Source organism: Paenibacillus brevis (genome assembly GCF_018919145.1).
Lineage (GTDB): Bacteria > Bacillota > Bacilli > Paenibacillales > Paenibacillaceae > Fontibacillus > Fontibacillus brevis.
This window is the reverse complement of record NZ_JAHLQJ010000024.1, coordinates 42,535-63,949: the sequence shown is the minus strand read 5'-3', so window position 1 is coordinate 63,949 and position 21,415 is coordinate 42,535. Positions and strand designations below refer to the sequence as shown.

Sequence of the window (21,415 nt, the reverse complement as noted above, 5' to 3'; positions counted from 1 at the left end):
TGATAGGCCTGAGGTGGAAGTGCAGCAATGTATGGAGCTGACAGGTACTAATCGGTCGAGGGCTTATCCAATATCTAATTCAGATTCACGTTTCGTATCCAGTTTTCAGGTGATTAAGCATCTGAAGCCGTTTGGTGGCGATGGCGGAGGGGTTCCACGCGTACCCATCCCGAACACGACCGTTAAGCCCTCCAGCGCCGATGGTACTTGGACCGAAGGGTCCTGGGAGAGTAGGACGCCGCCAAGCAACACAAAGAGCACTGCCGATAACTCGGTGGTGCTTTTTTCTTTTTTTTGGAACCGACGGTTGACCTGAATGCTATTTCTTATCAAGCACCGCTGTAGCACCTTGTTTTAATGCTTTATCCACACAAGGGAACGTACATGGTCTAACGGGCATTACGTCTCCTTAAAGGCTACTAATGATGAAGCCAGAAATGTAACGGACAATTTGGCTGCTAAGATAGGTGAGTTGCGTGAACCAAAGCCGTTTAAGCGTCCTAAATGCCGAAAATGTCCGTTACCCTTCAAAAATGTGCGAAGAAGTCGGCTAATGGTTCGAATTGTCCGTTAGCAGGTCGAAGATTTACGTTAGCAAATCTAAGGATACTTCGTTAGTTTGTGCCAGTTGAATAAAAACAAAATTTCTCATATCGTATCTTTAAGAGCAATTTTCTCGTTAATAAACAATGAAAGTAAATATAGAGGAAAACCACAGTCAGGAGGTAAGCCGATATGCCAAGGGAACAGTCAGCTAGTCCTTCAAGAGAAGATTCGGTGGGGGAGAGATCCGATTCATTTATGGATCGAATTAACCTGCATCATCAGAATCTGCGGCAGTACTGTCATGCGTTGACGGGCTCTCCTTGGGAAGGTGAGGATCTAGTTCAGGATACGCTGCTTAAGGTCTGGTCGGCATTTCACAGAGGTCTGAAAGAAGAGCAGGTTACGCTTGCCTATCTGTACCGTGTGGCCCGTAATGCTTGGATCGACCAGTGCCGGAAGAAGTCACCTGCTCTAACGCAGCAACCGTTGGAGGAGGCGCGGCACCCCGCTGCAGATCCCTTGGACGTATGGATAGCGATGGAGACATTGGTGCAGCAATTGCCGCCAGGACAGCGAACGGCATTTTTACTGGTAGACGTGCTTCATTATACGGCATCAGAGGCTGCAGCAATGGTGAAAACCTCTGAGGGTGCGATTAAAGCCGCTCTCCACCGGGCCAGAGTGAAATTGAGAATCCGAAACGTTGCTCTTAGACAACAGGAAGAGAAGGAATGGCCAACAACGGGTGCGGGTTCAGAAAATGGCTCTTACTCGTCAGCGGAGGCTGATTCGTCCAGAACGTACGCTTATTTGGAGGCATTCCGCCAGCAAAATACAGCTGCGATGGTCATGTTAATGAATGATGGGGTGCAAGGAGAGGCTGTGGCCCCATTGCTCTATGCCCAATCTCGGAAGCAGTCTGTTAACCGGCACAAAGCTTCAACAAATAGCCAGTCTGTTCAGAGTATGTATTTGATGGGGACAGCGGCTTAAATCATATGGAGGGGATGAGATGAGCAATATGATTATTCCTTATGTTATCGAACAGACGGGACATGGTGAACGGTCGTACGATATTTACTCCCGCTTGCTGAAGGACCGGATTGTATTTTTGGGTTCAGCAATCGATGACCAGGTAGCTAATAGCATTACGGCGCAGATGCTGCTTCTTGCGGCAGAAGACCCGGAGAAGGATATCCATTTCTACATTAATAGCCCCGGAGGCTCCACATCGGCAGGCTTTGCCATTTATGATACGATGCAGTACATCAAGCCGGATGTGCAGACCATCTGCTCGGGGATGGCGGCGTCTTTCGCCGCAATTCTGTTGCTGTCCGGCGCCAAGGGAAAAAGATTCGCGCTTCCGAACAGCGAGATCATGATCCACCAGCCGCATGGCGGCGTACAGGGGCAGGCAAGCGATATTGAAATCAGTGCCCGCCGAATCATCCGTACTCGCGAGCGGTTGAATGAGATTACGGCAGAGCATACGGGGCAGTCGATGGAGCGGATTTCCAGAGATATGGATCGGGATTATTTTATGACGGCTGAAGAAGCTAAGGGCTACGGGATTATAGATCAGGTAATCACCAGCTCCAAGAATAAACCATAGAATTAAGGGTGAAATTGGAAGAACCGTTTATTCCGAAGGGGAATAGCGGTTCTTGTTCGTTTACAGCGGACATTCGTATGTGTAAGGTAGGCCTTTAAATTAACGCCCTGCTTTACCTTGACAGCCTATAGGCCCTTTGCTAAGATGGCAATAATATATTTTTATAACTGTGATTCGGCGTTGATTTTATAGGGAAAACCAAGACCGGACCCGATTAAACAAGAGGAGGATAACCAAAGGTGTGGGAAAATAAATTTAACAAGGAAGGACTTACATTTGACGATGTATTGCTCGTTCCCCGGAAGTCGGAAGTTTTGCCTAAAGAAGTGGATGTGTCCACGAGACTTAGCGATTCCGTTAAGCTGAACATTCCACTTATCAGTGCAGGTATGGATACAGTAACAGAGGCTGCACTGGCGATTGCAATCGCGCGTGAGGGTGGTATCGGCGTTATTCATAAGAATATGTCCATCGAGCAGCAGGCAGAGGAAGTAGATCGGGTTAAACGTTCGGAGAGCGGTGTTATTACGAATCCATTCTCTCTCTCCCCGGATCATCTGGTCTCAGATGCTGAGGATGTCATGGGCAAGTTCCGGATCTCGGGTGTGCCGATTGTAAATGAAGAGCACAAGCTGATCGGTATTTTGACGAATCGTGACCTGCGTTTTGTGCATGATTATAGTATTAAAATCAGTGAAGTGATGACGCGGGATAACCTCGTGACAGCTCCTGTGGGGACTACCCTTCAAGAAGCCGAAGGCATTCTCCAGAAGCATAAGATTGAGAAGCTGCCTTTGGTGGACGAGCATAACGTCCTCAAGGGTCTGATTACGATTAAAGACATCGAGAAGGCGATTCAGTTCCCGAATGCGGCCAAGGATGCGCAAGGAAGACTGCTTGTAGGTGCCGCTGTCGGTATTTCCAAAGATACATTTGAACGGACGGAAGCACTGGTCCAGGCTGGTGTAGATATGATTACAGTGGATTCGGCGCATGGACACCACATTAATATTATTGACGCGGTAAGAGAACTGCGTAACCGGTATCCGAAGCTGACCATCGTAGCAGGAAACGTAGCAACGGGTGAAGCAACCCGCGAACTGATTGAGGCAGGAGCATCTGTGGTGAAGGTGGGGATCGGGCCGGGCTCGATTTGTACAACCCGCGTAATTGCCGGGATTGGCGTGCCCCAGATTACAGCTGTATATGATTGCGCAACCGTTGCTAGAGAATATGGTATTCCAATTATTGCGGACGGTGGAATCAAATATTCTGGAGAGATCACCAAGGCGATCGCAGCCGGCGCTCATGGAGTAATGCTGGGCAGTCTGTTCGCAGGAACAGAAGAGAGCCCTGGTGACTCGGAAATTTACCAAGGACGTAAATATAAGGTCTATAGAGGAATGGGGTCGCTTGCCGCTATGAAGCAAGGCAGCAAAGACCGCTACTTCCAGGATGATGACAAAAAGCTGGTACCGGAGGGGATCGAGGGACGCGTCGCCTACAAAGGACCGATCTCGGATACCATCACCCAACTGATCGGCGGATTACGCTCCGGGATGGGTTATTGCGGAACACCGACGCTGGATGAACTGCGCAATGATACGGCATTTGTCCGGATTACGGGTGCAGGTCTTCGTGAGAGCCATCCGCATGATGTGCAGATTACGAAGGAAGCTCCTAACTACTCTCTATAGCAAAATGTCCGCATTAGAAAGACAAGCAGGCTGGAAATCACGCCGCTTGTCTTTTTTTGCAGTATGCCGTGTGTTAGAATAGATAAAGCAAATGAACGAGAATAAGAGAGGAGCTTTAAGAACATTGAAACCGAATACCGCACACCACACAAATTCAAAACCAAAACGGAATCGCTTGCGTAAGGCTGTGGCCTCCGTTCTGCTTCTGAATATGCTGTGCTTCTCTCTGGTTCCGGCGCTGGCGCTGGCAGAGGGCGAGCAATCGAACAATTCATCTGAATCCTCAAACTCCCAGACTACGACGACTCAAACCGAGGCTGTTCAGATTCCTACTGCAGAATCCCTTGATTTGCAGGTACGGTCTGCGATCCTTATGGAACCAGTTTCCGGGCAGGTGTTGCTTAACATTGAGGGGGATACGCCTTTTCCTCCGGCTAGTATGACAAAAATGATGACAGAATATATTGTGGCTGATCTCGTGAAGCAAGGAAAGTTCAGTTGGGATGACGTAGTCACTGTTGGGGAGAATGCCTCCAAGACTATTGGATCGCGGATTTTCTTGGCTGAAGGGGATCAGCATACGATCAAGGAACTATATATTGCCATGGCTGTTGGTTCTGCTAACGATGCCACGGTTGCGTTGGCCGAATATGTGGCCGGTTCGGAACAAGCCTTTGTAAAAATGATGAATGATGAAGCGAAGCGGATGGGAATGGCAACAGCCCACTTCGCAAATTCAACCGGTCTTGATATCGCCGATATGCCAGAGAAGTTCCGTACACCTGGAAATCAAGAGACGGTGATGTCGGCCATGGATGCCGCTATTCTCGCTAGATATATTGTTACCGATCATCCTGATTTTGCTGAATTCACGGCAATTACAAGCTACCAGTTCCGCGAGCGGGATGCCAAGCCGATGATCAATTATAACTGGATGCTGGAAGCGAATAAGGATGTCACCAACTTCAAGCAATTTGCTTATGAAGGCTTGGACGGTCTTAAAACCGGCCACACTGAAAATGCGGGCAACTGCTTCACCGGAACAGCGGAACGCAACGGCATGCGCCTGATCAGCGTTGTTATGGGGACAAAAACCGATAAAGCCCGGTTCGTCGAAACCCGCAAAGTGCTGGATTTTGGCTTCAACAACTTCGAGACCAAGCAAATTGTTGCTCCTAAAGCACCGGTAGCGGAGATGGAGAGCGTGACGGTCAAGAAGGCAAAGAATACGTCAATCCCTGTCGTCAGCGATGAAGCAGTAAGCTTCGTTATTCCTAAGGGCGCTGATATCAGCACAGTGGAAGCTGCAGTTCAACTTGATTCAGAGACGTTCACCGCACCGTTGCAACAAGGCAGTAAGGTTGGAACCGTCACCTACTCCTTTAAGCCGGATGGAATGGATCAGACATTGACGAAGACGGTAAACCTGATTACAACCGAAGACGCTACAAAAGCGGGCTGGTTTACGTTGATGATGCGAGCGATCGGAGAGTTCTTCAGCGATCTGTTCAACGGAATCAAAAACCTGTTCTAAGCTGGAACGCTTTCTCCCTTTTGGGAGTAGATGAATTGTAATTTTAACGGAAATATTGTAAAATATAAAGTTAGATTATTATCGGAAGGCGACGTCTTCTACACCTTGACTCTGATTCAGAGTTAAGGTGGTTTTCTTTCTTCATCACAGTTTTGGCGCTCCTGACGGTCATGTTCAACTTCTATCGGAACCAGCGCATGATAACACGGCTGTCACGGCAAGATTCTAGGAGGGACTACCCAATGTTAGATGTAAAAATATTGCGCAATAACTATGCGCGTGTCGAAGAAGCTTTGAATAACCGCGGGAAATCGCTTGATCTGATCGCGGCCTTTCCTCAATTAGACGAACGGCGCAGAGCGCTCTTGCAGGAGACGGAGACGCTGAAGAGCCGCCGGAATACCGTATCGGCTGAGGTTGCCAAGCGGAAGAAGAATAAGGAAGATGCGGACGAGCTGATCTTGGAAATGCGCGAGGTTGGCGACCGGATCAAGTCGCTGGACGATGAAGTGCGCGAGCTTGAAGCGAGCATCGAAGAGCTGACCATGAGCATTCCGAATATTCCTCATAGCAGCGTGCCTGTTGGTGCCTCAGAGGAACAGAATGAGGAAATTCGCCGCTGGAGCGAGCCGCGGACGTTTGATTTTACACCGAAGGCGCATTGGGATATCGCGCTGGAGCTGGGCATTCTGGATTTTGAAGCCGGAGCAAAGGTAACGGGCTCCCGGTTTACATTCTATAAAGGGCTTGGAGCACGTCTGGAGCGGGCTTTGATCAGCTTCATGATGGATGTGCATAGCGGGGATCATGGTTATGAAGAGATGCTGCCGCCTTACATCGTCAATCGGGACAGCCTGTATGGAACCGGACAGCTGCCGAAGTTTGAAGAGGATCTGTTCAAATTGACCGAAGGCGATTATTACCTGATTCCCACAGCCGAGGTCCCTGTTACGAATTATCATCGCGAGGAAATTCTGAGTGCCGAGGATCTTCCGAAAAAATATGTGGCTTACAGCTCATGCTTCCGTTCGGAAGCGGGTGCCGCAGGACGCGACACGCGCGGCCTGATTCGCCAGCATCAATTCAATAAGGTGGAAATGATCAAGATCGTCCATCCGGACTCCTCCTACGAAGAATTGGAGCAAATGACGGCGAATGCAGAGCGCATTCTCCAGCTGCTGAACCTGCCCTACCGGGTGCTCGCGCTTTGTACGGGCGACCTTGGCTTCACAGCTGCTAAAACCTATGATCTCGAAGTATGGCTGCCTGAGAGCGGGATGTACCGTGAAATCTCCTCCTGCTCGAACGTAGAGGATTTTCAGGCGCGTCGGGCTAATATCCGTTACCGTCCGGAGCCGAAGGCGAAGCCGGAGTTCGTGCACACCCTGAATGGCTCAGGCTTGGCTGTAGGCCGTACCGTCGCTGCTATTCTGGAAAATTACCAACGTGAAGACGGCAGTGTGGAAATTCCAGAAGTGCTTCGTCCATACATGGGGAATGTACAGGAAATTACCAAGCATAAATAGCTTGATAAGATGGTTGCATTGTGGTAGAATCTGATTTGTTACGCAAATTGGATTTACCTTTGGAGAGGTACCGAAGCGGTCATAACGGGGCGGTCTTGAAAACCGTTAGGGTGCAAGCCCACATGGGTTCGAATCCCATCCTCTCCGCCAGTTGAAAATGTTCAAAGGACTTAGACCTTTATGGTTTAAGTCCTTTTTTGTTATTGACAATCTAACAGTTGTTAGATAAACTCTTGTTGCCTAACAACTGTTAGCTTGATAAAGGGGGTTAGACTGATGAGGCAAGCAGAGCATGGTACGAAAGAAAAGATACTGAGCGCTGCGTTGGATCTCTTTTGCGTGGACGGCTATTCAACGGTCTCCATCAGAGATATCGGCAAGACAGTAGGGATCAAGGAAAGCTCCATCTACTATCATTTTAAGAACAAGGAAGATATTCTTTATTCTTTGTTCCGCAAGTCGGAGCAGTGGATTCAGGTGCGCAAGGAGCAGTTCATTCAGGCTTTGGAGGCTGTTCCTGAGGTTGAGCGCGAGAAATTTATTTCTGCCGGAATTGCTTATCTGGAAGGCTATCTGCTGGAGGAGAACATCAACAAACTGATCCGTCTGCTGACGATAGAGAAGCAGAGGAATGCTGAAGCGGCTGAGCTTTATCGGCAGCTGCTCTTTAGTGTCCCTCTTGATCACCATAAGAGGGTGTTTTCATTCATGATGGACAAGGGGTGGATGGAAGGAGATGATGCGGAGCATCTGGCTGCGGAGTATCAGTCCAAGATTCTTTATGTGTTCCACAAATATTTTTCCGGTTCCGTCGTCGAGGCAACGAGCGAAGAGCGTGCGCTGGCACTGCTTGAGCTGTCGTCGTTACTGGGGAGATTCTTTGATCAGTATCGGGGAGGGGGATCATTGAAATGAAAATCTATAGGACGAAAAAAGCTAAGGAGAACATTCTAAATACCTATGAATGTCTGCTTGAAGCATGGGGTATCGAGGTTCTTCCCGTTAAGGTTCCTACACGCTATGGGATTACTCATATCAATGTATTCGGTAAAGAGGATGCCCCTCCGGTTGTTCTGTTTCATGGTGTCGGGGATGACTCGGCACTGATGTGGATATACAATGCCGCCGCGCTCGCGCCTCATTTTCGGCTGTATGCCGTAGATACGCTTGGCGGCCCCGGGAAGAGTATCCCAAATGAAAACTATACGAATGAATTTGAAGATGCGGAATGGATCGATGATTTATTAGATGGGCTGGAACTTAAGCAGGTTGATCTTGCCGGCGTATCTCACGGGGGATATCTCGCCCAATATTATGCCGTCCATAGACCGCAACGAGTAGGAAGGGTTGTCTCGATGGCCTCCAGTGTGCCCGCAGAACCGGCCGGCCATCCCATGAAGACCATGCTTCGGGTGTTCCTGCCGGAAGCCTTGGTTCCTACCAAGAAGAATGTCGTTAAGCTGCTAACCAAGCTTACCGGAGAGAATACCGCTGTCTTTATCGACAATCCGTTGATCGTGGAGCATTATACATATTTATTACGAGGCTATAATAATATGGCCATGCGTTTTCATAAGGTGAATGCCTTTACGAATGACCAGATTGATGGCCTTCGCGGGAAGACCCTCTATCTAATAGGAATGAGAGATCCTTTCTATATCCTTGGAGGCGGTGCAGTCCTGCAGACATACCAAATGAACAGACGCTTATTTGAGAACACAGGGCATGGCATTAATCATGAAATAGCTTATGATATCAACGCTATCCTCATTGAGTACTTTTCCCGTTAATAATATTGTGCATAAACCCGGCCAAGATGCCGCACGATAACAGAGGCAGTACACACCATCGGAGAATGGAGGTGTTCTTCTTATGACCAAGCCAAAGGGATATACCACACCAGGAACGCAGCCGGATACCAGCAAGCATCGGGAGCATGGCCAAGGCGGCCCGGAGCCGTTGTCAGGCTCGAAGAAGGTGAAGAACCGAAACCATGTGCGTCATAATAATCCGCAAGGCAGCTGAGGCTGAAGCGGAGCAACGGTTCAGTGACCCGGCAGATGCCGGGTTTTTTTCTGCCAAATGTGAATTAGGGAAGACAGGTTGCTCATAAAATGTCATAATAAAGAGAGGACTTGTAAAAAAATGATAACGGAAGTGGAAGAGGAGATATGGAGAGAGCTATATTACTGAAAGGATCGTGATGCCCTTTGAACATCGTGGATGCTAAAATGCCTGCTGAAGAGGCCTTTTCCAAGGCTGCATCTCAGCATAAGCAGAGATCAGTAGGCAATATTATTATGAGATTCAGCTTTATCATAATTGGAGCCATCATCGTCTCGGTTGCCCTGGAGCTTTTTCTCGTACCGAACAAGATTACGGATGGCGGAATTACCGGTATTTCTGTTATGTCCTCTTATCTGTCAGAACTCCCTCTAGGTATTTTTCTATTTCTGTTTAACCTTCCGTTTCTAATCATTGGTTATAAGCAAATTGGCAAGACCTTTGCCATTTCCACTCTGGTCGGTATTTCAGTCATGTCGGCGGGTACTTATTTGCTGCATCCGGTCGATCCTTTTGTCACGGACACGCTGCTTGCCTTTGTCTTTGGCGGCATTCTTCTGGGTCTCGGTACCGGTGTTGTTATTCGCTTTGGAGGATCGCTGGATGGAACGGAAATCGTTGCGATTCTTTTCTCCCGCAGATCAGCCTTTTCTGTCGGCGAGATTATTATGTTTATAAACTTCTTTATATTGCTTAGTGCAGGCTTTGTATTCGGCTGGGAACGTGCGCTGTTCTCGCTGCTGGCTTACTATATTGCTTACAAGACTATCGATATCGTCGTAGACGGTCTTAACGAGTCGAAGTCGGTATGGATTATCAGTGAACAAATTGATGAGATCGGTGCGGCTATTGTCAATCGCCTTGGCCGTAGTGTAACCTATCTGAGCGGCGAGGGTGGATTTTCCGGTGACCCTAAGAAGGTTATTTTCTGTGTGGTTACGCGGCTTGAGGAAGCAAAGCTTAAGGAAATCGTGAATCATTTCGATCAGCATGCATTTTTGGCTGTAGGAAATATCCATGATGTGAAGGGCGGACGGTTCAAGAAGAATGCGATTCATTAACTCTTTTTCTAAAAAAGGGTTTCCGCTTAGCACATATTGGTTTAATATATGGGAGTGTCTGTAATTTTTTCGTCTTATTGGACAGAGAGGAGTATTTATGTTGGGTAGGAGTTATAAGGCGGCCTTCATCTTGTTATTCACCCTGGTACTGGTGCTGACAGGATGCGCAGGCAAGAAGGATCCCAAGGAGGCGCTGAGCAGCGCAGCTGTTCAAGCCTTGAGTATGGAATCTTACGTCATGGACAATCAGATTAAAATTGTGGATTTGAGTTACACTTCAGATGATTCGTCCTCGTATACTGCGGCACAGGTAGGGGCTGTATTCTCTATTTTGAAGGATGCAGAGATCAACATCAGCGGCATTTATCAGCAAGACCCGATGCAGTCCGAGCTTACGCTCGAAATCAAGCTTACCGGGGACATGTCGACAACCATTAAGATTCCTATGGTCGTTACCCAGGATAAGCTGTATATCAAAATTCCAAGCATTCCATTCTTGCCGTTGCCGGATACGGTTGTAGGCAAGTTCCTGGTGATGGATATGCAGGAAATGATCGAGCAGTCGGGCCAAGAGTTCAACCCTGAGATGTTCGACCCTAATAAGTCGAAGAAGCTTACCGGGGAGATCTCCGGCGCTGTATTCGCGGAATATGATGAAGCGACATATTTCAAGAATGTTGACCCAAAGGATGCAGAGCTTCCTGAGGGCATTTCCGCTAAGCAGGTTGTTCAATTCTCGGTAACGAATGATAACGTCAAACCAGCCTTGGAGATTCTGATCCATAAGGTTACCCCGAAGCTGCTCGACATTATCGAGAAGGAAGAATACCGGTCCCTGATTGGTGTAACGCCTGAGCAGATCGAAGAGATCAGAACAGGGCTGCAAGAGGAAGATCAGAGCGAGATTGGCGCAGCACTGGATGAGATGCTGGAGTATTTGAGTGTACATGAGCTTACATTGAATACGGCCATTGATAAGAAGGACTACCCTGTCTATCAGGATGCGAACATTGATCTGGAGTTCAATGATCCTTCTACAAAGGACAAGGTTCGTCTGGCGCTTCAATTCAATAGTACCTTTAGCAAGATTAATGAGAAGCAAACGTTCGAGATCGGGATTCCAACGGATACCATTACGATGGAACAATTCGAACAAGAAATGGGCGGGCTGGGATACTAGAACCGCACCTTCAAATAATGGATAGGAAGAGGGCTGCCTGATGAAGGCAGCCCTCTTTTAACTTTAATTATGATGATGTTCCGGCCTTTTGCGAAGCTTGCGGAAGAAATTTGTCAGAAGAGAGGCGCATTCCTCCTCCAGGACTCCGGATAATACTTCCGTACGGTGATTAAAACGAGGTTCTTGCAACAGGTTCATCAGCGTACCTGCACAGCCTGCCTTGGGATCCGAAGCGCCATAGATCACCTCAGGAAGACGGCATTGGACGATGGCTCCAGAGCACATAGGACAGGGCTCAAGAGTCACATACAGCCGGCAGTGAAGCAGCCGCCAGGCACCCAGCGTATTGCTGGCTTCACGAATAGCAAGCATCTCCGCATGGGCGGTACCGTCTCGAGAGCTCTCCCGCAAGTTATATCCCCGTCCGACAATCATATCTCCAAATACGATTACCGCTCCAATAGGCACTTCTCCCAGTTCCTCTGCCTTCCGGGCTTCTACAATGGCCTGCTCCATCCAATATTCATGCGGATGGGTAGATTCCGGCGGCGCAGGAAACAACGAAGTCGACATGGATGTTCACTCCTCTAGTTTGATCTCTTATACACAAAATCCAACGAACAAATATTCGTTGTTAACATACTGTGGACAATACTGTGCATAAGTGTAGATTTATCCACGATTCTATTCACATATCCAGTTAATGTATTGTTAATATGTTTAAAACATGTGGATAACTTGCCTATAAAGTGCGTTTTTTATCGACAATAATTAGGTATAATTTCTTATTCTAGGCAAAACATTTGGGAATTTCAACGTCTTTGCAAATTACTTACTTACAGGTATGATGAAATTGATGTCGAACTACCCAGAATTCTCCAACTATTTTCCCTTGAGGAGGCTTGTATGTCCATAAAAATAAAGCTTTCTCTAACGATGACGATATTTGCTGTAGTTCTTCTTTCCTTGAATTTAGTTCTAAGCTACTTCTCTACCCGGGACAGCCTCCAAAGAGCCAGCGAGAGCAATGCCGTACTGGTGGCGAAGCAGATAGCACTTGCCATCGGCCAGAGCCGTGCGGTATATGAATATATTGGCGGGCAGAACCCGCAGTCTCGTTCTACTACCCTGTCTACCGCGCTTCAGATGACGAGTCCGGAGCGAATTGTCCGGGAGACGATGGAAGCCAATGATAGCTTGATCAATATCTCCGGAATCGACCCATATGCACCTAGGCGGGAGATGGCCCGCTTATTTGGCGCGCCGGATGAATTAGAGGAAACAACCTTTTTTCGTGCCGTTGCGGCCGCTGATCAGGTTGAGCCCTTGAGATATGAGATCCAATGGAATGGAGAACGGGTGCTTGAGAGTTATATTCCGGTAAAATTTTCAGACCGCGCTTATGTCATTCGGGTAGTCTCCAGCTACAGATCCATTTCTGCTGTGCTGTCCGAATTTATGATGGACCAGCTAAGTGTCTCGGTCCTATTGCTGCTTATGGTCGTGTTTGTCAGCTACTTGATGGCCGGAGAGCTTATCCGGCCGCTGCAGCATATTTTGTCCAGGGTGAATCACTTTTCAGCGGGTGTCTTCGATGCCCGAATCGGGATGAGGAGAAATGACGAGATTGGCAAGCTGGCGCAGAAGATGGACCAGATGGCTGACAATATGAATCATTACATGACAGAGCTCCGGCAGAAAAATGAAGAAAATCGTCTGATGCGCGAGCATTTGGAATCCATCATTAATCAGACGGCGGATGCCATTCATGTCACGGATCTGGATGGGACGATCTCGCGGATCAATAAAGCATTTGAGACGTTGTATGGCTGGACCTCTGACGAGATTGTCGGCAGCAGACTAGACTTTATTCCTCCCTCCTCGTCAGATGAGCGGAGCGGGTGGTACAAGGTCATCGAGCGGGACAGACCGTTCGTGCTGACAGAGACCGTACGTCTTCGCAAGGATGGCAGCCAGGTGCATGTCAGCATTAGCGAATCGCCGGTGTATGATGAGGATGGACTTATCGTGGCCTTTATCAGCATCTCAAGAGATATGACAGAACATAATAAGATGGAGGAGTTGCTGCGCCGGTCGGAGAAGCTCACGACAGTAGGCCAGCTTGCTGCCGGCGTGGCTCACGAGATCCGCAATCCGCTTACAACCCTTCGCGGCTTCTTGCAGATGCAGCAGCGCTCCAAGAGCATCAGTCAGCTGCATACGGATATCATGTTATCAGAGCTGGATAGGATCAATTTAATTGTCAGTGAATTTCTGATTCTGGCGAAGCCGCAGGCGGTCCAGTTTGAAATCAGGGATATCCGCTTTACGATTGGTGATGTGATCTCCTTGTTGGACAGTGAAGCGCATCTACATAATATTGAATTTGAGTCCCATTTCTACTCGACGCCAGTTCTGGTACACTGTGAAGAGAATCAATTGAAGCAGGTCTTTATCAACGTGTTGAAGAATGCCATGGAAGCCATGCCTCGCGGCGGGAAGATATCTCTATTTGTCGGAGAAGAGGAAGACGGAAATGCAGTTATCTGTGTGGAAGACGAGGGAGAGGGAATCTCGAAGGACCGTTTGGAGAAGCTGGGGGAACCTTTTTACACGAATAAAGAGAAGGGAACCGGGCTGGGTCTAATGGTTACGCAGCGAATTATTGAGGGGCATAAGGGAAAGATCTGCTTTGACAGCGAGCTTGGTGAGGGAACCCGGGTTACAATTCTTCTTCCTGGCACCAAGAGAGAACTCCAGACCGAACAGCCTGGAGCAGCGGGATAACGAATCGTAGATTGAAGAGTAAAGCATGAAGGGTGACAGTAAGGGTGAGAATTAATAAATTTATCAGTGAGACAGGCTATTGCTCCAGACGAGAAGCCGATAGGCTTGTAGAGTCGGGAAAGGTTACCATTAACGGAGAGATTGCAGTGCTTGGAAGTCAGGCGGAGGAAGGCGATGATGTCCGGGTTGACGGAAGGCCGCTTCGGGAGAAGCTGGAGCAGCATGTGTATATCGCGCTGAATAAGCCAACAGGAATAACAAGCACGACAGAGCGTCATATTCGGGGCAACATCGTGGACTTTGTCGGTCATGAGAAACGCATCTTTCCGATTGGCCGCCTGGATAAAGATTCAGAAGGTCTGATTCTGCTGACGAGTGATGGGGATATCGTAAACAGGATTCTTCGTGCGGAAGGGAAGCATGAGAAGGAATATATTGTAACGGTCGACCGGCCGGTGACTCCCTCGTTCCTGAGAGCCATGGGAGAAGGCGTGAAGATTCTCGGCGAGATGACCTTGCCGTGCAAGGTGACCCGGATCGGAGAACGTGTATTCCGGATCATTCTTATGGAAGGAAAGAACAGGCAGATTCGCCGCATGTGCAGTGCGCTCGGTTATGAGGTTCGTAAGCTCCGGCGGATTCGGATTATGAACATCCACCTTGGAGACCAGAAGATAGGAACATGGCGCGACCTGACTCCGCAGGAGAAGCAGGAGCTGGGCGAAGCGCTGAATTACAAGCTGTTGTAAGCAGACAACAAAAGGGCTTATTCGCTCGATCTGATGATCTAGTGAATAAGCCCTTTTTTATCGTGCGGCTGAATTGAAGGAGCCTCACTCCTGCGATGCAAGTTGAACTGAAGAAGCTACGTGGTTAGGGCATACTTCACACATTGCCCCCAAAACGTATAGTCATTAGTTCAACTTATTAATTTATTCTTGTGTGGCCGGCAAGCCAATCTGCTGATCGCCATCCTGATACTTCCGGATGATGGAGACCTCGACCCGACGGTTCTGTGCTCTGCCGACATTGGTGTTATTGCTGGCAACGGGATGGTATTCACCATATCCGATCGCACTGAACTTCATGGGATCAAGCTTCTCGTTCAAGATTAGGATCTTCATAAAATTAAGCGCACGGGCCGAGCTAAGATCCCAGTTGGATGGGAACTTGGCCGTTGAGATAGGCACATTATCTGTATGTCCCGACACAATCACTTCGTAATCAGGGAATTCCTGAAGCAGATTAGAGATTGCCTTGGCCAATATGCGGGCATCGGGCTTCACATCCGCTTCCCCAGACGGGAAGAGCGCCTTGTCGCTAATCGTAATCATTAATTGAGATTGATTAAGCTTGGTATCGAGTTGGTCTGTTAAGCCGTTATTTTCGATATAAGTGTCCAGCTGCTTCTTCAGCGCCTCAAGGCTTTCTTGCTCTTGCTGCATTAATTGCTTCTTCTGGTTCATCAGACCGTCTGTAGAAGTCTTAGGCAACTGGCTGTCGCTGATTCCATTGATAGTGCTGCTCTGGAGAGCGTTATGATCGAGGATGCCGCTGCCCCCCGTTAATACGCTATGGAATGCTTCGCTCATCTCCTGAAACTTCTGGGCATCCACATTACTCATCCCGAAGAGGACGATGAACAGCGCCAGCAGAAGGGTCATTAAGTCAGAATAGGGTAACAGCCAGCTTTCGTCAGCATGTTCTTCGTGATCTTGGTGTTTCTTATTCCTTTTGCTCACCCGCGCCAGCCCCCTTTTCCAGAATCTCCGCACGCTCCGCAGGGGTTAAGAATACGGCCAGCTTCTGCTGGATAGCAATCGTCGATACACCGGATTGAATGGACAGAAGCCCTTCCACCATCATGAGCTTCACTTCCATCTCTTTCTTAGACAGACGTTTCAGCTTGTTGGAGATTGGATGCCACATGACATAACCTGTAAAAATACCAAAAACGGTAGCGATAAACGCACCGGAAATAGCGTGGGACAACTTCGCAACATCACTCATATCGGATAGCGCCGCGATCAAACCGACAACCGCCCCGAGTACCCCGAGGGTTGGCGCATACATTCCTGCCTGGGAGAAGATCAGAGCACCGGCTTTATGCCGTTCCTCTGTCGCTGCAATGTCTTCGGTTAATACGTCCTGAACGAATTCCTGATCGTTGCCGTCGATGATCATCCGCATGCCGCCCCGCAAGAAGTCATCATTGATTTCTTCCACCTTGGCTTCCAATGCGAGCAAGCCTTCACGGCGGGTAATGGTAGCCCACTCCATGAACATGGAGATTAATTCTGCCTTACTGATCATCTTTGGTTTGATGATCGTTAACATAATCAGTTTTGGGAACTTCTTAAGCTCCGACATCGGGAAGCCTACGAACAGAGTAGCGGCAGTACCTACAAAAATGATTACGAATGCCGCAGGGTTCTGAAGCAGACTTTCAACAGGCGCTCCTTTTAGAAACATTCCCAAGATCAGCGCTATGAAGCCGAGAATAAGTCCAATAATAGTTGAGATTTCCATTGCACACCTCGTCCTTGAGAGAATTGAATTGGCGTTCTTGCCCCTGGCATCCTTGCTGGGACAATTAAATTGAAGCCGAATATCAGTTTATCTATTTTATCGACAGAATCCCCTTTTTTTTTAAGGTGCTTTTTCCGGTATAATAAGAATACGGTCCTTTAGGACTGTATAGAAAGGGGTATATCCGCTGTGGGAGTAAAACATGGAAGAGATTATGAATATATTTTGAAGGATTTGACGGAAGCCATTGGCCGAATCCATGACTGCTATCTTTTCTTCGAAATGGAAGTATCAGAATGGGAGCAGCTGGATCAAGAAGCGAAGGCCGAGGTACAAGAGGCGCTGGCTGAGGACCTGTTCTATGGATTAGGGTCAGAGCCTGTGATCGAAGTGGGCAGCGCTGTAGTTATTCATGATGCGGAGGGGCATCGGATTAACTTTCTGATTGGTGAAGAGGAATTGACCTCGGTAATGTTGATCTGAGGCAGCGGTTTTGGATTCCTCAGACAGGCATGGTAAAATAGAAGCTGACCAAGCAGACGCCTCCGGGCTGCATAGAGTACCAGATGATACGTCGTATGCCAGGCATGAACACCGATGAACATGAATACAATAAACCGATGATAGAATGTATTGAGGTAGAATAGGGGGAACAAAAATGCCGTTTACACCGGAAGAGGTAGAAGCGCATTTGGAGAAGCTTGAAGGCTGGGAGCTGGAAGAGGGGCGCTGGATTATACGAAAGTATACCTTCTCAAGCTTTATGAAAGGAATCGCCTTTGTCGATGAGGTTGCGGCGATTTCAGAGGCCTTTAATCATCACCCTTTTATTACGATTGATTACAAGACAGTGACCCTGCGTCTGACCTCCTGGGAAGAGGGAGGCATTACGGCGTTGGATATTAAGGAAGCTCATCAATATAATGAGGCATTTGAACGGGAGCGAACTGCTGGTTAGTCCGCTTTGCCCTTCTTCATTATAGCTGCAAGATGAACGCCCGCCAGGATAAGTTATCCGGCGGGCGTATTTATGTGTGAGCTATTTTTTCTCTGACAGCCATAGGGCCACGTTGGCAATTTCCTCTTCCTTCAGCTTATCCTTGAAGGAAGGCATCATTCCCCCGCCTTTACCCTTCGTAATAATGCTGTACAGTTGATCTGCAGATAGTGTGGAGCCAATATGAGCCAGTTCAGGAGCATTTGCACCTTGAAGCTGATCTCCATGACAAGCGATACAGTTATTATTAACGATCGTCTCGGCTTGCTCAGCATTCAGCGTAACGGCCGGCATTTGAGGCTTCTCTTCTTGGGCGACTTGATCCCGGCCTGGCAAGGTAAACATAAGCGCGGCTGCAAAGATGCAAGCCACCGCAAGTAATCCGCTCATGATCCACTTTTGCATTCCAATTCGTCCCTTCTATGTAAGCTGCTCCTTCCATTATAACGGAACATGACAGCTGATCATAGCTTTTGTGTCAAAAAAAGTAACGAATTCGGCCGAATTATAAATAAACGACCCTTTAATCGTGATGATAATCACAGCGGAGATCAATAATGAAATTATCCCCGATATACCATGCAGTAATAGGGCTTGGAGATTCCTCCCGGGGTCATTTTCTCATAAAGGTCGGTAATCACAAAACCGGACTTCTGATAAGCGCGAATGGCCCGGGTATTCCAGGTCAGCACCTCCAGATCAATCACATCCTGCGGCTTTCTCCGTTTGGCTTCTGCAACAATCACCTTCACGAAGTCTTTGCCCAGACCATGGCCGCATAGATTTGGCCTCATACCTACCCCTAGCCGGGTAACGCCCTCCATAGGAAAATATTGAGCGAATCCGGCAAGCTCATCTTCCGGATTCAGTAAAGAGACATATTGCTGGGCGCGGAGCGTGGGGTTGCCGAACTCTACATCAAGCGCTTTCATCTGCTCCCAAGGGAGCCAGCTATACACATCATAAGGGGAATCATATTTCCAGGTACAAATATCGGCCCCATGACTTTCTTCCATTGGTACAACACGAAATGGTACGGCAGGTTGTTCCATCTTTGCGCCTCCTTTAGCGATAGAGAATATATCTTCGACAGGAGTGGATCCCATTCCTTTTTAAACTCACTCTAACGGGAAATGGGCCGGTTGTAAAGGCGTTTTCGGTTGTTTCGTTCTCCAGAGTATGGGTATATGAAGGGTAAGGTGCGCTCATAAATAAAAAAATAGGGTATAGCAAGTAACCTTTTTGATAATTCCTGCGTTTAATGAAATGTAGAAATAAAATACCGCAGTCGATTCCGGCAAGAATCGCTGCGGCAAGGAAGAACATGAATCAGGATTCTACAGCATACTTGGCATAAGTATATTTGCTGAGGATCCGCTTTGCTCCGACATAACGGTTTTTGTAATAAGAGCTGTCCAGACTATCGACCTTAATTCCGTTCGATGATGAGGCATGGGCGAATTCCCCGTCTCCAAGGTAAATTCCTACATGGGATACCCGGCCTGTGCCCGACGTATTAAAGAAGACCAGATCGCCTGCCTGCAGCTGGCTTTTGGATACGGCCGTTCCCTGCTTATACTGGGCAGAAGAGACACGGGCCAGATCAATGCCAAGCTTCTTAAAGACGTACCGGGTAAATCCGGAACAATCAAAGCCGGTAGTGGTAACGCCACCGTATTTGTACGGTGTTCCATAGACTGAATTGACGACACTGGTGAGTGTGGATTCTCCGGCAAGAGCGCTTCCCGTCCCCATGGTGAACAATACGGTCAGGCTTGTTGCTGCTGCGATAACTGCTTTTCTCAAGATGTAACTGCTCCTTCCAAGGCCTGCGAGGTTAGCTTAAGGATTCGGTTGAAGGTTCCCTATGATCTCTTATGTATAGATCAATTCACCCAAAGTGGTTCCCCCGTTTCCCGGGTGCCGGGAATTCGGCTGTTCTTAGTAGTCTGCACCCGAAAAGAACGACGTAGCTGCAATGGTTACTGCAATAATTACAAAGTTGTTACTATTACCTTAGCTATTCTACCAAAGCCCATCCAGTGTTGGCAAGCTTATCATAAAAACTGGCTAAAAAAGGTGATTTAGAACTGGTTAAGACAATCGGAAACAGGGTAAATAGTCTTAAGTGAATAAAAAAGACCCACAGTGAATTCATTAAGAATTCCTGCGGGCCTCGTGTTGACTTACTCTACGTCATCATGGTCAGTCGTAATTTCAGTAGTTACTTCTTCATACTTATCTGTGCTCATAATGCGCTTGGCACCAACATAACGCTTCACATAATAGCTTTCGCTCAATTTGCTGATGATTACGCCCTTGGAGGAAGAAGCATGAGCGAACTTGCCGTCTCCTACATATACCCCAACATGGGATACTCCCTTACCAGAGGTGTTGAAGAACACCAGGTCTCCAACAATCAATTCATCCTTTTCTACGGCCGTTCCCATCTTGTATTGGGAAGCGGATTGATGCGGCAGCTTAATGCCGATCTTAGAGAAGACATACATCGTAAAACCGGAGCAGTCAAAGCCATTAGTAGATGTTCCACCAGAGACGTATTTAGTTCCAAGGCCTTCATCGATAACGGAATCCAGCTTGGAATCCGCGAAAGCGCTACCAGCCCCGAGTGTAAACATGATGGCTAAACTTACGGCTGCTGCTGTGAGTTGCTTCTTCAAGGTAAAACTCCTTCCAATGCCTACGAGGTTAGCTTAAGGATTCGGTTGAAGGTCCCCTATGATCCCTCTGTTACGAGATCAATTCACCCAAAGTGGTTCCCCCGTTCCCCGTGAAGGGAATTCGGCTCGATTTTCTTCTGTCAGCATATTATTTCGACATCTGGAGGAGGATCCCTGCCAAGGATGACAATAATAATGACAAAACTGTTACTGAATTTGCTCTGTTGCTATTGTAGCAAAGGCAAGTATATTTTGGCAATGGCTAAATCACAAGACTTATAGGCCCAAGCGGCATTTAAGGCCTCCGAGATCACTCGGAGGCCTTAAGGGGCAAGGGTTTTTAAAAAGTAAATTTTTTTTAACCTTTTTGTGACCTAGTATGCCAGAGCCGATATTGAGAGGTTACATTCCAGACTTGGAATAGACTTCGGATAAAAGGATAGGTTTGCTGTAGGACAAGAGCCAGTATGCCGGTAAAGATCCAGGAGAACACGCCGAAAATCAGGAATATGCCTAGCGTAAAGCTGCCAAGCACGAACGCGATCAAGATGCCCTGAAGCATGTGCCGGAAGCAGATCACCAGAGACGTCCAGAGTCCCGCTTTAAAGAGATACCCGAATTTGATAAACAGAAGGACTTGATGAATTAGCCAGCCATAGACCAAATAGATCAACAAATATCCGCTAATAACTAGAAGGGAGGACAGGGGATTGCTTTCACGAATAAGTGGTGGCAATTGCTCAAGCAGCCTTGGTCCGATCCAGAAGAAGGGAAGAGACAAGAATGCCAGCTCAAGTATATAGAAGAGGGCCACTGGCTTCCAGAATTCCTTCATTCCCCGAAAGAAGGGAAGCCCGCTCTTCCGGGAGTCCTGCGGGAGCAGTCCGTAGAGTATGCCGGATTCTAGCAGGGGACTGAGCAGCAGCCGTAGGGCGATCATGCCAAGGAGTATCCACAAATATTGATGAACAGCAGCATTATGCTGCAGCTCGAGCTGGGCCTCAAACCCGTACAGCAGACGGCTGATCTCGGTCGGCGGAGGATCGGGATACCGGGATAACACGGCGATAACCGCCATATTTACAATCCGGTAAAGAAAGAAGCCCCATAGCAGCTGATATAGAAACAGGATGATGACAGAGGGAAACTGGCTTCGGACAAGTCCCCATCCTTGCTTAACATAGGTCATAGCATTTCCCTC

Annotated in this window: 22 protein-coding genes, 1 tRNA gene, 1 rRNA gene and 2 riboswitches; of the genes, 16 read left to right on the top strand and 8 right to left on the bottom strand. The window is 48.0% G+C overall.

The features are described from left to right. Positions 1-130 precede the first annotated feature (130 nt). The 12 genes from rrf to KQJ23_RS20935 all read left to right on the top strand — a co-directional run bounded on the left by rrf (position 131) and on the right by KQJ23_RS20935 (position 11,220). Positions 131-247 (top strand): 5S ribosomal RNA (gene rrf, locus KQJ23_RS20990). Between the two features lie 488 nt (positions 248-735). Then, on the top strand, positions 736-1,539 hold the full coding sequence (locus KQJ23_RS20985) for an RNA polymerase sigma factor (protein WP_216480869.1): 804 nt from the start codon (positions 736-738) through the stop codon (positions 1,537-1,539). A gap of 19 nt (positions 1,540-1,558) precedes the next feature. Beyond that, a complete protein-coding gene (gene clpP, locus KQJ23_RS20980; RefSeq protein WP_216480868.1) occupies positions 1,559-2,158 on the top strand; it encodes an ATP-dependent Clp endopeptidase proteolytic subunit ClpP in 600 nt (199 codons plus the stop codon). Between the two features lie 239 nt (positions 2,159-2,397). Then, positions 2,398-3,855 (top strand): IMP dehydrogenase, encoded by a 1,458-nt coding sequence (gene guaB, locus KQJ23_RS20975; protein ID WP_216480867.1) that lies wholly within the window; start codon positions 2,398-2,400, stop codon positions 3,853-3,855. Positions 3,856-3,979: 124 nt separating this feature from the next. Further along, positions 3,980-5,389, top strand: coding sequence for a D-alanyl-D-alanine carboxypeptidase family protein (locus KQJ23_RS20970; protein WP_249529951.1), 1,410 nt, complete (start codon positions 3,980-3,982; stop codon positions 5,387-5,389). Positions 5,390-5,631: 242 nt separating this feature from the next. Beyond that, positions 5,632-6,915, top strand: a complete 1,284-nt coding sequence (gene serS, locus KQJ23_RS20965) for a serine--tRNA ligase (RefSeq protein WP_216480865.1) — start codon at positions 5,632-5,634, stop codon at positions 6,913-6,915. Between the two features lie 61 nt (positions 6,916-6,976). Further along, positions 6,977-7,065: transfer RNA gene (locus KQJ23_RS20960), tRNA-Ser, on the top strand. A 126-nt stretch (positions 7,066-7,191) separates the two neighbouring features. Further along, entirely contained in the window at positions 7,192-7,830 is a 639-nt protein-coding gene (locus tag KQJ23_RS20955) for a TetR/AcrR family transcriptional regulator (RefSeq protein ID WP_216480864.1), read from the top strand. Continuing rightward, positions 7,827-8,705 carry an alpha/beta fold hydrolase gene (locus KQJ23_RS20950; RefSeq protein WP_216480863.1) on the top strand — a complete coding sequence of 293 codons (879 nt, stop codon included), beginning with the start codon at positions 7,827-7,829 and terminating at the stop codon, positions 8,703-8,705. Before KQJ23_RS20955 ends, KQJ23_RS20950 begins: the two co-directional genes overlap by 4 nt. An 82-nt stretch (positions 8,706-8,787) precedes the next feature. After that, entirely contained in the window at positions 8,788-8,940 is a 153-nt protein-coding gene (locus KQJ23_RS20945; protein WP_216480862.1) for a small acid-soluble spore protein P, read from the top strand. A gap of 275 nt (positions 8,941-9,215) precedes the next feature. Beyond that, positions 9,216-10,040 (top strand): YitT family protein, encoded by an 825-nt coding sequence (locus KQJ23_RS20940; protein ID WP_249529955.1) that lies wholly within the window; start codon positions 9,216-9,218, stop codon positions 10,038-10,040. A gap of 100 nt (positions 10,041-10,140) precedes the next feature. After that, positions 10,141-11,220 carry a DUF6612 family protein gene (locus tag KQJ23_RS20935; RefSeq protein WP_249529950.1) on the top strand — a complete coding sequence of 360 codons (1,080 nt, stop codon included), beginning with the start codon at positions 10,141-10,143 and terminating at the stop codon, positions 11,218-11,220. A 63-nt stretch (positions 11,221-11,283) separates the two neighbouring features. Here the strand turns inward: KQJ23_RS20935 and tadA are convergent, their stop codons facing one another. Then, positions 11,284-11,793 carry a tRNA adenosine(34) deaminase TadA gene (gene tadA / locus KQJ23_RS20930; protein WP_216480860.1) on the bottom strand — a complete coding sequence of 170 codons (510 nt, stop codon included), beginning with the start codon at positions 11,791-11,793 and terminating at the stop codon, positions 11,284-11,286. Between the two features lie 363 nt (positions 11,794-12,156). Here tadA and KQJ23_RS20925 point away from each other — a divergent pair, with 363 nt between their 5' ends. Further along, positions 12,157-14,007, top strand: a complete 1,851-nt coding sequence (locus KQJ23_RS20925) for a sensor histidine kinase (RefSeq protein ID WP_249529949.1) — start codon at positions 12,157-12,159, stop codon at positions 14,005-14,007. Between the two features lie 44 nt (positions 14,008-14,051). Then, a complete protein-coding gene (gene rluF, locus KQJ23_RS20920) occupies positions 14,052-14,756 on the top strand; it encodes a 23S rRNA pseudouridine(2604) synthase RluF (RefSeq protein WP_216480858.1) in 705 nt (234 codons plus the stop codon). 183 nt (positions 14,757-14,939) lie between these two features. Here the strand turns inward: rluF and motB are convergent, their stop codons facing one another. After that, positions 14,940-15,749 carry a flagellar motor protein MotB gene (gene motB, locus KQJ23_RS20915; protein WP_216480857.1) on the bottom strand — a complete coding sequence of 270 codons (810 nt, stop codon included), beginning with the start codon at positions 15,747-15,749 and terminating at the stop codon, positions 14,940-14,942. Further along, positions 15,733-16,536 carry a flagellar motor stator protein MotA gene (gene motA / locus KQJ23_RS20910; protein ID WP_216480856.1) on the bottom strand — a complete coding sequence of 268 codons (804 nt, stop codon included), beginning with the start codon at positions 16,534-16,536 and terminating at the stop codon, positions 15,733-15,735. Before motA ends, motB begins: the two co-directional genes overlap by 17 nt. A 189-nt stretch (positions 16,537-16,725) precedes the next feature. Between motA and KQJ23_RS20905 the strand changes: the two genes are divergently transcribed. Together KQJ23_RS20905 and KQJ23_RS20900 are read left to right on the top strand one after the other, a co-directional pair. Beyond that, positions 16,726-17,019, top strand: coding sequence for a hypothetical protein (locus KQJ23_RS20905; protein ID WP_216480855.1), 294 nt, complete (start codon positions 16,726-16,728; stop codon positions 17,017-17,019). A gap of 175 nt (positions 17,020-17,194) precedes the next feature. Further along, positions 17,195-17,494, top strand: coding sequence for a 4a-hydroxytetrahydrobiopterin dehydratase (locus tag KQJ23_RS20900; protein WP_044482646.1), 300 nt, complete (start codon positions 17,195-17,197; stop codon positions 17,492-17,494). Between the two features lie 81 nt (positions 17,495-17,575). Here KQJ23_RS20900 and KQJ23_RS20895 read toward each other — a convergent pair whose 3' ends face one another. The 5 genes from KQJ23_RS20895 to KQJ23_RS20875 form a co-directional block, all read right to left on the bottom strand. Beyond that, positions 17,576-17,938 carry a c-type cytochrome gene (locus tag KQJ23_RS20895; protein ID WP_216480854.1) on the bottom strand — a complete coding sequence of 121 codons (363 nt, stop codon included), beginning with the start codon at positions 17,936-17,938 and terminating at the stop codon, positions 17,576-17,578. A gap of 158 nt (positions 17,939-18,096) precedes the next feature. After that, positions 18,097-18,585 (bottom strand): GNAT family N-acetyltransferase, encoded by a 489-nt coding sequence (locus tag KQJ23_RS20890; RefSeq protein ID WP_216480853.1) that lies wholly within the window; start codon positions 18,583-18,585, stop codon positions 18,097-18,099. Positions 18,586-18,862: 277 nt separating this feature from the next. Further along, on the bottom strand, positions 18,863-19,339 hold the full coding sequence (locus KQJ23_RS20885) for a C40 family peptidase (RefSeq protein ID WP_216480852.1): 477 nt from the start codon (positions 19,337-19,339) through the stop codon (positions 18,863-18,865). Between the two features lie 5 nt (positions 19,340-19,344). Continuing rightward, positions 19,345-19,480: riboswitch (cyclic di-AMP (ydaO/yuaA leader) on the bottom strand. A 239-nt stretch (positions 19,481-19,719) separates the two neighbouring features. Then, the gene (locus KQJ23_RS20880; RefSeq protein ID WP_216480851.1) at positions 19,720-20,214 is read right to left on the bottom strand and encodes a C40 family peptidase; all 495 of its coding nucleotides are present in this window, start codon (positions 20,212-20,214) and stop codon (positions 19,720-19,722) included. A 2-nt stretch (positions 20,215-20,216) separates the two neighbouring features. Beyond that, positions 20,217-20,351, bottom strand: a riboswitch (cyclic di-AMP (ydaO/yuaA leader). A 221-nt stretch (positions 20,352-20,572) separates the two neighbouring features. After that, a complete protein-coding gene (locus tag KQJ23_RS20875) occupies positions 20,573-21,403 on the bottom strand; it encodes a hypothetical protein (protein WP_216480850.1) in 831 nt (276 codons plus the stop codon). Between the last annotated feature and the right edge of the window lie 12 nt (positions 21,404-21,415).

Excerpts from the sequence above, each read along its gene's own strand:
- KQJ23_RS20985 (WP_216480869.1), top strand. The coding sequence starts at position 736 with ATGCCAAGGGAACAGTCAGCTAGTCCTTCAAGAGAAGATTCGGTGGGG.
- clpP (WP_216480868.1), top strand. The coding sequence starts at position 1,559 with ATGAGCAATATGATTATTCCTTATGTTATCGAACAGACGGGACATGGT.
- serS (WP_216480865.1), top strand. The coding sequence starts at position 5,632 with ATGTTAGATGTAAAAATATTGCGCAATAACTATGCGCGTGTCGAAGAA.
- KQJ23_RS20955 (WP_216480864.1), top strand. The coding sequence starts at position 7,192 with ATGAGGCAAGCAGAGCATGGTACGAAAGAAAAGATACTGAGCGCTGCG.
- KQJ23_RS20950 (WP_216480863.1), top strand. The coding sequence starts at position 7,827 with ATGAAAATCTATAGGACGAAAAAAGCTAAGGAGAACATTCTAAATACC.
- KQJ23_RS20945 (WP_216480862.1), top strand. The coding sequence starts at position 8,788 with ATGACCAAGCCAAAGGGATATACCACACCAGGAACGCAGCCGGATACC.
- KQJ23_RS20940 (WP_249529955.1), top strand. The coding sequence starts at position 9,216 with ATGAGATTCAGCTTTATCATAATTGGAGCCATCATCGTCTCGGTTGCC.
- tadA (WP_216480860.1), bottom strand. The coding sequence starts at position 11,793 with ATGTCGACTTCGTTGTTTCCTGCGCCGCCGGAATCTACCCATCCGCAT.
- KQJ23_RS20925 (WP_249529949.1), top strand. The coding sequence starts at position 12,157 with ATGACGATATTTGCTGTAGTTCTTCTTTCCTTGAATTTAGTTCTAAGC.
- motA (WP_216480856.1), bottom strand. The coding sequence starts at position 16,536 with ATGGAAATCTCAACTATTATTGGACTTATTCTCGGCTTCATAGCGCTG.
- KQJ23_RS20900 (WP_044482646.1), top strand. The coding sequence starts at position 17,195 with ATGCCGTTTACACCGGAAGAGGTAGAAGCGCATTTGGAGAAGCTTGAA.
- KQJ23_RS20895 (WP_216480854.1), bottom strand. The coding sequence starts at position 17,938 with ATGCAAAAGTGGATCATGAGCGGATTACTTGCGGTGGCTTGCATCTTT.
- KQJ23_RS20890 (WP_216480853.1), bottom strand. The coding sequence starts at position 18,585 with ATGGAACAACCTGCCGTACCATTTCGTGTTGTACCAATGGAAGAAAGT.
- KQJ23_RS20875 (WP_216480850.1), bottom strand. The coding sequence starts at position 21,403 with ATGACCTATGTTAAGCAAGGATGGGGACTTGTCCGAAGCCAGTTTCCC.